Source organism: Nitrospirillum amazonense, from assembly GCF_007828045.1.
GTDB lineage: Bacteria > Pseudomonadota > Alphaproteobacteria > Azospirillales > Azospirillaceae > Nitrospirillum > Nitrospirillum amazonense_C.
Genome location: NZ_VITN01000018.1, coordinates 24402 through 36345, shown reverse-complemented (window position 1 = coordinate 36345; position 11944 = coordinate 24402). Strand labels below are relative to the sequence as shown.

General features: G+C 69.0%; 10 protein-coding genes. 2 read left to right on the top strand and 8 right to left on the bottom strand.

The window, feature by feature from the left end:
• Positions 1–293: 293 nt before the first annotated feature.
• Positions 294–932 (top strand): TetR/AcrR family transcriptional regulator, encoded by a 639-nt coding sequence (locus FBZ89_RS22770; protein ID WP_145752441.1) that lies wholly within the window; start codon positions 294–296, stop codon positions 930–932.
• Between the two features lie 13 nt (positions 933–945).
• Here the strand turns inward: FBZ89_RS22770 and alkB are convergent, their stop codons facing one another.
• The 4 genes from alkB to FBZ89_RS22750 all read right to left on the bottom strand — a co-directional run bounded on the left by alkB (position 946) and on the right by FBZ89_RS22750 (position 4513).
• Entirely contained in the window at positions 946–1599 is a 654-nt protein-coding gene (alkB, locus tag FBZ89_RS22765; protein WP_425465975.1) for a DNA oxidative demethylase AlkB, read from the bottom strand.
• Positions 1596–2345, bottom strand: coding sequence for a DUF72 domain-containing protein (locus FBZ89_RS22760; RefSeq protein ID WP_145752439.1), 750 nt, complete (start codon positions 2343–2345; stop codon positions 1596–1598). The genes alkB and FBZ89_RS22760 overlap by 4 nt, the downstream gene beginning before the upstream one ends.
• A 151-nt stretch (positions 2346–2496) precedes the next feature.
• On the bottom strand, positions 2497–3339 hold the full coding sequence (gene fghA / locus FBZ89_RS22755) for an S-formylglutathione hydrolase (protein WP_145752437.1): 843 nt from the start codon (positions 3337–3339) through the stop codon (positions 2497–2499).
• A 64-nt stretch (positions 3340–3403) separates the two neighbouring features.
• On the bottom strand, positions 3404–4513 hold the full coding sequence (locus tag FBZ89_RS22750; protein WP_145752435.1) for an S-(hydroxymethyl)glutathione dehydrogenase/class III alcohol dehydrogenase: 1110 nt from the start codon (positions 4511–4513) through the stop codon (positions 3404–3406).
• Positions 4514–4665: 152 nt separating this feature from the next.
• Here FBZ89_RS22750 and FBZ89_RS22745 point away from each other — a divergent pair, with 152 nt between their 5' ends.
• Positions 4666–5613 (top strand): LysR family transcriptional regulator, encoded by a 948-nt coding sequence (locus tag FBZ89_RS22745; protein WP_145752433.1) that lies wholly within the window; start codon positions 4666–4668, stop codon positions 5611–5613.
• Here the strand turns inward: FBZ89_RS22745 and FBZ89_RS22740 are convergent.
• The 4 genes from FBZ89_RS22740 to FBZ89_RS22725 are packed head-to-tail and all read right to left on the bottom strand — an operon-like array spanning position 5603 to position 11939.
• Positions 5603–6679: an ATP-binding protein gene (locus FBZ89_RS22740; RefSeq protein WP_145752431.1), complete on the bottom strand. Its 1077-nt coding sequence runs from the start codon at positions 6677–6679 to the stop codon at positions 5603–5605. The genes FBZ89_RS22745 and FBZ89_RS22740 overlap by 11 nt on opposite strands.
• Before the next feature lies 1 nt (position 6680).
• Positions 6681–7370: a response regulator gene (locus FBZ89_RS22735; RefSeq protein WP_145752429.1), complete on the bottom strand. Its 690-nt coding sequence runs from the start codon at positions 7368–7370 to the stop codon at positions 6681–6683.
• A 16-nt stretch (positions 7371–7386) separates the two neighbouring features.
• Positions 7387–8793, bottom strand: coding sequence for an efflux transporter outer membrane subunit (locus FBZ89_RS22730; RefSeq protein ID WP_246172475.1), 1407 nt, complete (start codon positions 8791–8793; stop codon positions 7387–7389).
• Complete coding sequence (locus FBZ89_RS22725; protein ID WP_145752427.1) at positions 8793–11939, bottom strand: efflux RND transporter permease subunit; 3147 nt, start codon at positions 11937–11939, stop codon at positions 8793–8795. Before FBZ89_RS22725 ends, FBZ89_RS22730 begins: the two co-directional genes overlap by 1 nt.
• Positions 11940–11944 lie beyond the last annotated feature (5 nt).

Below are 11944 nucleotides of genomic sequence, written 5' to 3'. Positions count from 1 at the left end.
CCTGGCTCTTCCGCCGGCCACGATAGCCGCGCCCCGCCCCATCCCATAAACGATAGGATGGAGGCGTGGTATCGACGGCACCGAAGGGTCGCGCTGGAAAGGGCGCCGCTAGCGGCGGCCGGCCTGACGCGGCGGCCGAACTAAGCGGCACACGAAACTGCCGCGCGACAAAATATAAAGGTGAGCCCCATGCACTACAAAAAGTGTTAATGCCTCTGCCCGGGTGCGTTACGCTGCGCCCACCTCTAGTAATGGGCCCCCTTCCGGGATGAGACGCGGACTTAGCTGACCAGATGGCCGAAAAAACACTGAAACCCGGCAACGACCTGATGAAACGGGTGCAACAGGCCTTCCTCACCTATGGGTACAGCGACCTCACCATGGTGGACCTGGCGGAGGCCTGCGGCTTCACTCGCCGGGCCCTGTACCACTATTTCAGCAACAAGGAAGACGCGTTCAAAGCCACCATGCGGCATGAGAACGCGGCCCTGATCCAGGCGGGGATGGAGGCCGGCACCCGCGTGCGCCAGGCCGGCGGCGGCGCGCTGGACATCATCACCGAGATCATGGACGTGCGCTACGGCTACACCCGCCGCGTCCTGTCCAAATCCCCCCACATCATCGACCTGAACGCGGAGGCGTTCAAACGCGGCCGCGAGCAGATGATCGAGGCCGCGATCAATTTCCAGGCGCAGCTGGAAAAGCTGCTGCGGGACTTGGAGCAGGACGGCCTGCTGCGCCTGTCGCCGGAATTCACCCACGCCATGGCAGCGCAGGCCTTGGCCGATGGCGGCCGCGCCGTGAACCAGAGCCTGCCGCCCTTCCCCGCGGAGCACCTGACGGCCCGCTATCGCGCCATGTGCCGCGCCGTGCTGTTCGGCTGCGCCACATTACCCGAACCTAAAGCGGGGCCCGAACCCAAAGCGGGGTGAACCCCGGCGGGGCCTAAAGCGCGCGGCGCAGCGTCAGGTTGACGCGCCGCGCGCCCAGCAGCGGGTGCGTGCCCGCCTTCAGCGGCAGGATGCCGTGATGGAACAGGCGCGACGGCCCGCCCCAGACCACCACATCGCCATGGGCCAGGACCACCCGGCGCACGGGATCGGTGCGCTTCAGCCCGCCGAACTGGAAGGTCGCCGGCAGGCCCAGGGACAGCGACACGATAGGGTGGCCCTTGTCCCGCTCATCCCGGTCCTGGTGCAGGGTCAGGCGTGCGCCGGGCTCATACTGGTTGATCAGGCAGGCGTCGGGATCGAGGCCGGCGTAGCCGGCCGCCCCCGCCGCCGCGCGCGCCAGGTCGCGCACGATCCCCGGCAGGGGCGGCCACGGCAGGCCGGTCAGCGGGTCATGGGACGCGTAGCGATAGCCGGACCGGTCGGTGACCCAGCCGGCGGGCCCGCAATTGGTCATGGCCACCGACATCTCGAACCCGCCGGGCGTCACCATGCGGCGGAAGGGCGCGGCGGCCGTGACCTGCGCCAGCGCCACCAGCAGATCCCCGACCCGGGCCAGTGCCCAGCCGCGCAGCAGCACGGCGCCCGGGCCGATCTCCTCCCGCGCCGGCGGGGGAGGCTCCAGCCCGGCCAGCAGATCGGTCATCATCCCAGGCGTTCGATCAGGGCCATGGCGGCGGCGGGGTTGCGCACCTTATGGCCGCTGATGACATAGAGGTAGACGTCCTTGCCGCCCGATGCCCAGTCCTTGGCCTTCTTGGCCCAGGCGTCCAGGGCGGCATCGCTGTAGCCCTTTTCCTCCCCCTCCGTCGTGCCCATGATGCGGGCGTAGATGAAGGGGGCGGTATCGACCTCGATCTCCGGATAGTCGCTGTCGGCGGCGTGGATGACGGCCACGCTGTGCGTGCGGGCCAGCTCCGCGAACTGCGGATCGCGGAAGCTGTCGTGCCGCACCTCCACCGCGTGACGCAGCGCCCGCCCTGCCGATTCGGCCGGCAAAGCCGCCAGGAAGGCGCCGAAATCCTCTGGATCGAACTTCTTGGTCGGCATGAACTGCCAGTTGATGGGGCCCAGCTTGTCCTTCAGCTCCAGCACGCCGCTGTCGATGAAGCGCTGCACCGACTCCGCCGCCTCCGCCAGCACGCGGCGGTTGGTGGTGAAGCGCGGCCCCTTGAGGGAGAAGACGAAATCGTCCGGCGTCTCGTCATGCCACTTGGCGAAGCTCTCGGGCTTTTGCGAGCCGTAATAGGTGCCGTTGATCTCGATGGAGCTGAGCTTGCGGCTGGCGTATTCCAGCTCCCGCTTCTGGGTCAGGCCGTCGGGGTAGAAGGTGCCCCGCCAGGGCTCGTACGTCCAACCACCGATGCCCACCCGGATACGGCCCTGCTTCGCCATCGCTTCCTCCCCTCGCCCATCGCCAATCGCCGACGTCGCATAGCGCGCCGCGCGTCATCCGCCCGCCCGTTTCCCCACACGGAAACGGGCGGCCCCGCCATAGGTGGGGCACGCCCGGGAAACGTCAACGGTGACGGAAGGAGGAACGCCTTCAGGCCTTCAGCCGTTCCGCGTGCCATTCCAGATGGTCGCGCATGAAGGTGGAGATGAAGAGGTAGGAATGGTCGTACCCCTCCTGCAGCCGCAGGGTCAGGGGGATGCCGGCTTCGGCGCAGGCCTGGCGCAGCAGCTCCGGCCGCAGCTGGTTTTCCAGGAAGCTGTCGGCCGTGCCCTGGTCTACCAGCAGCTCGGGCACCCGCGCGCCATCCTGGATCAGGGCCACGGTGTCATGCCGACGCCAGGCGGCCGGGTCGTCGCCCAGGTAGCCGGGCAGCGCCTTCTGCCCCCAGGGCACCTGGGTGGGCGCCACGATGGGCGCGAAGGCGGAGACGGACTTGAAACGGCCCGGGTGGCGCAAGGCCACGGTCAAGGCGCCGTGCCCGCCCATGGAATGACCGGTGATGCCTTGGGCGGCCATGTCGACGGGGAAGTTGGCGGCCACCACGTCCGGCAGTTCCTTGGTCACGTAGGACCACATGCGGAAATGCGGCGTCCACGGCGCTTGCGTGGCATCGACGTAGAAGCCCGCGCCCTGGCCCATGTCCCAGGCGCTGTCATCGGCCACGCCCTCACCCCGGGGGCTGGTGTCGGGGCAGACGATGACCAGGCCCAACTCGGCCGCCGCCTGGCGGAACTCGCCCTTGTCGGTGACGTTGGCATGGGTGCAGGTCAGGCCCGACAGGTACCAGACCACGGGCAGCTTGGCCCCCTTCTCCGCCTGCGGTGGCAGGAAGACGCTGAACACCATGGGCGTGCCGGTCTCGGCCGAAGCGTGGCGGTAGACGCCCTGGGTCCCGCCGTGGCTGCGGCTGGTGGATACGGTCTCAAGGGTCATGGGATCAGCTCCAGACATGGAAAGACCGGGCGCGGCGGCCGCGCCCGGTCCTGCATCGGGTTTATCAGTACACCACCACCGAGCGGATGGACTCGCCGGCGTGCATGAGGTCGAAGCCCTTGTTGATCTCGTCCAGGCTCAGGGTGTGGGTGATCATGGGGTCGATCTGGATCTTCCCGTTCATGTACCAGTCGACGATCTTGGGCACGTCGGTGCGGCCCTTGGCGCCACCGAAGGCCGACCCTTTCCACACCCGGCCCGTCACCAGCTGGAAAGGACGGGTGGAGATCTCCTTGCCGGCCTCGGCCACGCCGATGACGACGGAGACGCCCCAGCCGCGGTGGCAGGCTTCCAGCGCCTGGCGCATCACCACGGTGTTGCCGGTGCAGTCGAAGGTGTAATCGGCGCCGCCATCGGTCAGGGCCACCAGGTGCTGGACGATGTCGCCCTCCACCTTCTTCGGGTTCACGAAGTGGGTCATGCCGAAGCGGCGGCCCCATTCCTCCTTGCTGTCATTGATGTCGACGCCGACGATCTTGTCGGCGCCCACCAGCTTGGCACCCTGGATGACGTTCAGGCCGATGCCGCCCAGGCCGAAGACGATGACGTTGGCGCCGGGCTCCACCTTCGCCGTCTTCACCACGGCGCCCACGCCGGTGGTGACACCGCAGCCGATGTAGCAGGAGGTGTTGAAGGGCGCATCCTCCCGGATCTTGGCCAGGGCGATCTCCGGCAGCACCGTGAAGTTGGAGAAGGTGGAGCAGCCCATGTAGTGGAAAATGGGCTGGCCCTTGTAGCTGAAGCGGCTGGTGCCGTCGGGCATCAGGCCCTTGCCCTGGGTCGCGCGGATGGCGGTGCACAGGTTGGTCTTGCCCGACAGGCAGGATTTGCACTGGCGGCATTCCGGCGTGTACAGCGGGATGACGTGGTCGCCCGGCTTCACGCTGGTGACGCCCGGCCCCACCTCGCGCACGATGCCGGCGCCCTCATGGCCCAGGATGGAGGGGAACAGGCCCTCGCTGTCCAGACCGTCCAGCGTGTAGGCGTCGGTGTGGCAGATGCCCGTCGCCATGATCTCGACCAGGACCTCGCCCGTTTTCGGGCCCTCCAGGTCCACTTCCACGATCTCCAGGGGCTTCTTCGCCTCGAACGCCACAGCGGCACGGGTCTTCATGGGTGCGTTTCCTATCTGGTGCAGGATTGATGCCGGCGCCTTCCCCATCCAGACTAGGGGAAACCGGCCCGTGAGCCGCCACCTTACGCCAAGGCGGGCGCCCCCGTCCGCGCGACTATAGTATCGATTTCCCCGGCAACGATATCCTTCCCATGCTGATCGAGAACCTGACCGACATCACCATCTTCATCCGCGTCGTCGCCACCGGCAGCCTGTCGGCGGCGGCGCGGGAGCTGGACCTGTCCCTGGCGGTGGTGTCCAAGCGCCTGGCGCGGCTGGAGGAACGGCTGGGCGTGCGCCTGGCCAACCGCACCACCCGGCGCTTCAGCCTGACGGACGAGGGGCTGGAGTTCCATGAGCGCTGCGTGCGCATCGTGGCCGACCTGGAGGAGGCGCAAGACCTGGTGGCCAGCCGCCGCCGCGCCGCCACCGGCCTGCTGCGGGTGACGGCCACCGCCGCCTTCGCCCGCCGCCACATCGCCCCCCGCCTGCCCCGCTTCCACGCCCAGTATCCCGACGTGCGGGTGCACGTGCTGGTGACCGACACGGTGGTGGATCTGGTGGAGGGCGGCATCGACATCGCCATCCGCCAGGCGGCCCTGCCCGATAGCAGCCTGATGGTGCGCTGGCTGGCGCCCAACTATCGCATCCCCTGCGCCGCCCCCGGCTACCTCGCCCAGCATGGGGAACCGGCGACGCCCCAGGATCTGCTGCGCCACCACTGCATCGTCATGGGCGACCCGCCCATGTCCACCTGGCGATTCGACTGCCGCGAGGCGGACGGCGAACCGGTGGCGGTGGAAATCCGCCCCCTGATCCAGACCAACGACGGCGAGGTGGGCCACGCCGCCGCCTTGGCCGGGTCGGGCATCGTGCTGAAATCCATCTGGGACATCTGCGACGACCTGGCGACCGGCCGCCTGAAGGGCCTGCTGCCCGGCTACCACTCCCCCGCCCCGGCCATCCAGGCCGTCTACCCCGCCGGCCGCCATCCCGCCGCCAAGCTGCGCGCCTTCCTGGATTTCCTGTCGGCGGAACTGAAGGCCGATCCCTGCTGGCCGACCGCCAACCGGCCGGCGCGCGACACCGTCACGGCCTGAGCGGCAGCCTGATCTCGAACGCCACGCCCTGGGGCGCCGCCGGTTCGGCCCGCACGTCGCCGCCATGGGCGCGGGCGATGGCCTGGACGACGGCCAGACCCAGGCCGGTGCCGCCGCTGATGCGGGCGCGGGACTCGTCGGCGCGCCAGAAGGGATCGAAGGCGTGGGTTTCCATGCCCGGCGGCAGGCCGGGCCCCTCATCCGCCACGCGCAGGACGACGCTGCCGCCCTCGGCTTTCGTCTCCACCCGCACCCGGCCGGGGGCGGCGTAGCGGCGGGCATTCTCCAGCAGGGCCAGCAGCGCCTGGCGCACGCGGGCGCCGTCGGCCGAGACCTCCACCCGGGCGAGATCCGTCTCGATGGCCAGGCCGGCGGCGGCGCAGGTGGGCCCCACCAGGGCCACGACGGCGGCGGCCTCCGCCGCCACGTCCACCTGCTCGCGCCGCAGTTCCAGCCGGCCGCTCTGCGCCAGGGTCAGCAGCTTCAGGTCATCGACGATACGGGTCAGCAGATCCACCTGGCCCGCCAGGCCGCGGAAGGCCTCCATGTCCGGGGTGAACACGCCGTCGGCGTAGCCTTGCAGGCGGCCGCGCAGGATGGTCAGGGGTGTGCGCAGCTCATGCGCGATGGCCACGTTCCAGGTGCGCATCTCGATGGCCGCGCGCTCCAGCTGGGCGGCCATGGCGTTGAAGTCCTGGACCAGTTGCTTGGTCTCGCGGAAGCCGCTCTCGTCCACCTGGGCGCGGGCCGTCAGGTCGCCACCGGCGATGCGCTTGGCGGCCCCGGCCACCGCGTCCAGCGGGGCGATCAGCCGGCGGGCGAAGCGCACCGCCGCCCGCGCCGCCATGGCGACCCCCACCATGCCCAGCAGCGCGGTGACCGACCAGTCCATGACATGCTGCCAGATGCCAGGCGGATGGTGGAACAGGTCCGGCCACAGGCGGAACATGACGGTGAAGAAGATGGTCAGGCCCACGGTCATGATGACCAGGGCCAGACCGGTGACGGCGGCCATGGACAGCACCAGCTGCCGGTTCAGGCCGGTGATGCGCCGGAAGCGCCACATCCTAGATTGCCGGTCCCAGGCGATAGCCCACACCGCGCACCCCTTCCATGAAGCCGCCGGCGCCGGCGGCCTGCAGCTTGCGCCGGATGTTGCTCGCGTGGCTGTCGATGGTGCGTTCCAGCGTGTCGCCCTCGGGCAGGCAGGCGTCGATCAGTTCCCCCCGGGTGAAGGCGCGGGTGGGGGCCCGCATCATGTGGGCCAGGATGCGGAATTCCGTCAGCGTCAGGTCCAGCCGGTTGCGCTTCCCCTCCGTGGTCATCACCGCCATATGGGCGGTCAGGTCCAGTTCCAGCCCGCCCAGGCGCAGCAGGGTCTGCCCCTCGGTGGAGCGGCTACGGCGCAGGACGGCCTTGACCCGCGCCACCACCTCCAGCGGGTTGAAGGGCTTCACGATGTAATCGTCGGCGCCGATGCGCAGGGCCTGCAGCTTGTCCAGATCCTCGCTCAGCGCCGTCACCATGATGACGGGGGTGTCGCCGCGCCGGCGCAGCTCGGCCAGCACCTCGTACCCATCCACCCGGGGCATCTTCACGTCCAGGATGACCAGGTCGGGCGGCAGGGCGCGGTGCAGGTCCAGCGCCACCTGGCCGTTGATGGCGGTGACGGTGCGCAGGCCCTCCCGCTCCAGATAGCCCTGCAGGATGCTGGCGATCTCCGGCTCGTCCTCGGCAATCAGCACCAGGGAACTCATGATCCCCGTCCCCTTCCTATTTCACCCCGCCGCCCAGCACCTGATACAGCGTGACCAGGTTGCCGGCGTTGGTCAGCTGCACCGACACCAGGGTCTGCTGCGCGGAATAGAGGGTGCGCTGGGCATCCAGGGCGTTCAGATAGCTGTCCGCCCCCTGCTTGTAACGGGCCTGCGACAAGTCGTAGCTGGTCTGGGCGGCCCTCACCGTTGACTGCTGGGCGTCCAGCTGCTCGGCGATGGTGCCGCGGCGGGCCAGGGCGTTCGCCACCTCCTTGAACGCGGTCTGGATGGTCTTCTCATAGGTGGCCACCGCCGCCTGCTGCGTGGCCTTGGCATAGTCCAGGTTGGCCTGGTTGGCGCCGTTGTCGAAGATGGGCACCGAGACCGAGGGCGTGAAGCTCAGCGACTGCGACTGGGCCTGGAACAGGTTGCCGAAGGCCTTGCTGGCGAAGCCCGCCGCAGTCGTCAGGCTGACGGTGGGGAAGAAGGCGGCGCGGGCGGCGCCGATGTTGGCGTTGGCCGACTTCAGGCTGTGTTCCGCCGACAGCACGTCCGGCCGGTTCAGCAGCACGCCGGTGCTCATCCCCGCCGGCAGGGCCGCCAGGGTGAAGGTGCGGCCCTCGATGCCGTCGGGCAGGCGGGCGGGGTCCACCGGCGCGCCGGTCAGCGTCTCCAGCGCGTTCAGGTCCTGCGCCACCAGGGTGGTGTAGTTGGCGACGTCCGCCCGCGCCGTCTGGTAGATGGTGTCGGCCTCCGCCGCGTCCAGCCGGGTGGCGACGCCGTTACTGAGGCGCTTGCGCGTCACGTCGGCGGAATGCTGGGCGCTGTCCATGGTCTGTTGCGCGATGCGCAGCAGGCTCTTGTCGGCGGCGTAGGTGATGTAGGCGGTGGCGACCTCGGAAATCAGGCTGATGCGGGTGGCCCGCGCCGTCTCCTCCTCCGCCAGGTAGGTTTCCAGGTCCGCCCGCGTCAGGCTGGCGACGCGGCCGAACAGGTCGGCCTCGAAGGCGCTGACGCCGATGCCGGCGGACAGGGACTTGGTTTCCTGCCGGTTGGCCCCGGCCCCGGTCCGGCTGTAGCCGCCGCTGGCCGAGGCGTCCACCGTCGGCAGCCGCGCCGCGTCCTGCACCTGATACTTGGCCCGGGCGGCCAGCACATTCTGCACCGCCACCCGCAGGTCGCGGTTGTTGTCCAGCGCCTGGCCGACGACGGCGCGCAGGTCGGCGTCGACGAAGAAGTCCTGCCAGCCCGTCTCCGCCACCGGCGTGGCGGCGGGGGCCGGTGGGGCATAGGCGGCCCCCTGCGGCCAGGCGGCCGGCACCGGGGCGGCCGGACGCTGGTAGTCCGGATCCAGCGAGATGCAGCCGGCCAGCAGGCTCAGGGCCAAAAGAGAGGTCGTGCTCCGCATCAACCAGCGCGTCATCACACGCCCTCCGACGTCAGGTCGTCTTTGGCGCCACCATGCTTGGCGGCCAGGTCGCCGCCGAACAGCTTGCGCACCAGGACGTAGAACAGGGGCACGAAGAAGATGGCCAGCACGGTGGCGGAGATGACGCCGCCGACCACGCCGGTGCCGATGTCGTTCTGGCTGCCGGCCCCCGCCCCCGTGGCCAGGGCCAGCGGCAGCACGCCGGCGACGAAAGCCAGCGAGGTCATCAGGATGGGACGCAGGCGCAGGCGCGCGCCCTCGATGGCGGCCTGTACCGTGGGCACGCCGCGTTTCTCCGCCGCCTCCGCGAACTCCACGATCAGGATGGCGTTCTTGGCGGACAGGCCGATGGTGGTCAGCAGGCCCACCTGGAAATAGATGTCGTTGCTGAGGCCGCGCAGGGTGGCCGCCGTGACGGCGCCCAGGACGCCCAGCGGAATGACCAGCAGCACCGACACCGGGATGGACCAGCTTTCATACAGGGCGGCCAGGCAGAGGAAGACCACCAGGATGGACAGGGCGTACAGCATGGGCGCCTGACCGCTGGACAGCCGTTCCTGATAGGACAGGCCGGTCCACGACAGGCTGGTGCCCGGCGGCAGCTGGGCCGCCAGCTTTTCCATGGTGTTCATGGCATCGCCGGAGCTGGTCTCGCCGGCAGCGGCACCCTGGATTTCCAGGGCGGCCAGGCCGTTGAAGCGCTGCAGCTGCGGCGGGCCCATTTCCCAGCGCGCCTGGGCGAAGGCGGTGAAGGGCGCCATGGCGCCGCTTGAGCCCTTGACGTACCAGGCGGCCAGATCCTCCGGCGCCGAGCGATAGGGCGCGTCGGCCTGGACGTAGACGCGCTTCACGCGACCGCGGTCGATGAAGTCGTTGACGTAGTTCGCGCCCCAGGCGCCGCTGAGCGTGCTGGTGATGTCGCCGATGGACAGGCCCAGCGCGGTCGCCTTGGCATGGTCGATGTCGATCTTCAGCTGCGGCGTGTCATCCAGGCCGTTGGGACGGACGGCCTGCAGGGTCTTTTCCTGCGCCGCCAGGCCCAGCAGCTGGTTGCGGGCGCCCATCAGGCCGGCATGGCCCAGGGTGCCGTTGTCCTGCAGCCACATGTCGAAGCCGTTGGACTGGCCCAGGCCTTGGATGGACGGCGGGATGAGGGAGAAAATCTGGGCGTCGCGGATGCTGGACAGGCTTTTCGTCGCCCGGGCGGCGATGGCCTGGGCGCGGTGTTCCGCCCCCGGCCGGTCGCTCCAGTCCTTCAGCGCCAGGAAGGCCATGCCGGCGTTCTGGCCGGAGCCCGCGAAGCTGAAGCCCGCCACGGTGAACAGGGCGCGCACCGTGCCGCTCTCATTCTCCATGAAGTATTTCTCGATGGCGCGGGACACCTGGTCGGTGCGGGCGTAGGTGGCGCCCACGGGCAGGGTGTACTGCACCATGACGCTGCCCTGGTCCTCATCCGGCAGGAAGCTTGTGGGCAGGCGCACGAACAGCAGGGCCATGGCGCCGACGATGACGCCATAGGCCAGCATGAACAGAGCGGGGCGGCCGACGATGCCGCCCAGGCGGCGGGCGTAGCCCTCCTGCCCCCGGTCGAAATTGCGGTTGAACCAGCCGGCCAGGCCCTTGGTATGGGCATGGCCGTTGGCCTTCAGCAGCGTGGCGCAGAGGGCGGGCGACAGCACCAGGGCCACCACCACCGACAGCGCCATGGCCGACACGATGGTGATGGAGAACTGGCGGTAGATCACGCCGACGGACCCGCCGAAGAAGGCCATGGGCAGGAACACGGCCGACAGCACCATGGCGATGCCCACCAGGGCGCCGGTGATCTCGGTCATGGATTTCGCCGTGGCCTCATAGGCCGACAGCTTGTCCTCGCGCATGATGCGCTCGACGTTTTCCACCACGACGATGGCGTCGTCCACCAGCAGGCCGATGGCCAGCACCATGGCGAACAGGGTCAGGGTGTTGATGGAATAGCCGGCCGCCGACAGCACGCCGAAGGTGCCCAGCAGCACCACGGGCACGGCGATGGCCGGGATCAGCACGGCGCGCCAGCTCTGCAGGAAGACGAACATCACGATGACCACCAGGATGATGGCCTCGATCAGGGTCTTGATCACCTCATGGATGGACAGCTTCACGAAGGCGGTGCTGTCGCGGGGATAAGCGATCTTGTAGCCGGCGGGGAAGGTGTGGGCCATGGCCTCCACCTTGGCCTTCACGGCGGCGGCGGTCTTCATGGCGTTGGCGCCGGAGGCCAGCTGCAGGGCCATGCCCGAGGCCGGGTGGCCGTTCAGCCGGGTGCTGACGCTGTAATCCTCGTTGCCCAGTTCCACCCGCGCCACGTCGCTGAGGTGAACGGTGGCGCCGTTGGTCAGCGTCTTGACGATGATCTTGCGGAACTGGTCCGGCGTCTGCAGCCGCGACATGGCGGTGACGGTGGCGTTCAGCTGCTGGGTGTCGGCGGAGGGCCGGGCGCCGATCTCGCCCGCCGTCACCTGGGTGTTCTGCGCCTGGATGGCACTTTCGATGTCAGACGGCATCAGGCCGTAGCTGTGCAGCTTGTGCGGGTCCAGCCAGATGCGCATGGCGTACTGCGAACCGAAGACACGGGTGGTGCCCACGCCGTTCACGCGGCTCAGCGGATCCTGGAGGTTGCTGACCAGGAAGTCGGCCACGTCGGCGCTGGTGGCCTTGTCCGTCTCGTCATAGACGGAAACCACCATCAGGAAGTCGGTCTGCGCCTTGGCGACGGTGATGCCCTGTTGCTGCACCTGGGTGGGCAGGCGGCTGGTGGCCTGGGACACCTTGTTCTGCACCTGCACCTGGGCCACGTCGGGGTTGGTGCCCTGCTCGAACGTGACGCTGATGCTGGCGCTGCCGTTGGAACTGCTGCTGGAACTGAAGTACAGCAGGTGGTCGATGCCGGTCAGCTGCTGTTCCAGCACCTGCACCACGCTGCTTTCCACCGCCTCGGCCGACGCGCCGGGGTAGGAGGCGCTGATGGAGACCGACGGCGGCGCGATGTCGGGATATTGCGAGATCGGCAGGGTGAAGATGGCCAGCACGCCGAACAGCATGATGACGATGGCGATGACCCAGGCGAAGATGGGCCGGTCGATGAAGTAGCGTGCGAACATGGCGG

Excerpts from the sequence above, each read along its gene's own strand:
- FBZ89_RS22745 (WP_145752433.1), top strand. The coding sequence starts at position 4,666 with ATGCTGATCGAGAACCTGACCGACATCACCATCTTCATCCGCGTCGTC.
- FBZ89_RS22760 (WP_145752439.1), bottom strand. The coding sequence starts at position 2,345 with ATGGCGAAGCAGGGCCGTATCCGGGTGGGCATCGGTGGTTGGACGTAC.
- alkB (WP_425465975.1), bottom strand. The coding sequence starts at position 1,599 with ATGATGACCGATCTGCTGGCCGGGCTGGAGCCTCCCCCGCCGGCGCGG.
- FBZ89_RS22725 (WP_145752427.1), bottom strand. The coding sequence starts at position 11,939 with ATGTTCGCACGCTACTTCATCGACCGGCCCATCTTCGCCTGGGTCATC.
- FBZ89_RS22735 (WP_145752429.1), bottom strand. The coding sequence starts at position 7,370 with ATGAGTTCCCTGGTGCTGATTGCCGAGGACGAGCCGGAGATCGCCAGC.
- FBZ89_RS22730 (WP_246172475.1), bottom strand. The coding sequence starts at position 8,793 with ATGACGCGCTGGTTGATGCGGAGCACGACCTCTCTTTTGGCCCTGAGC.
- fghA (WP_145752437.1), bottom strand. The coding sequence starts at position 3,339 with ATGACCCTTGAGACCGTATCCACCAGCCGCAGCCACGGCGGGACCCAG.
- FBZ89_RS22770 (WP_145752441.1), top strand. The coding sequence starts at position 294 with ATGGCCGAAAAAACACTGAAACCCGGCAACGACCTGATGAAACGGGTG.
- FBZ89_RS22750 (WP_145752435.1), bottom strand. The coding sequence starts at position 4,513 with ATGAAGACCCGTGCCGCTGTGGCGTTCGAGGCGAAGAAGCCCCTGGAG.
- FBZ89_RS22740 (WP_145752431.1), bottom strand. The coding sequence starts at position 6,679 with ATGTGGCGCTTCCGGCGCATCACCGGCCTGAACCGGCAGCTGGTGCTG.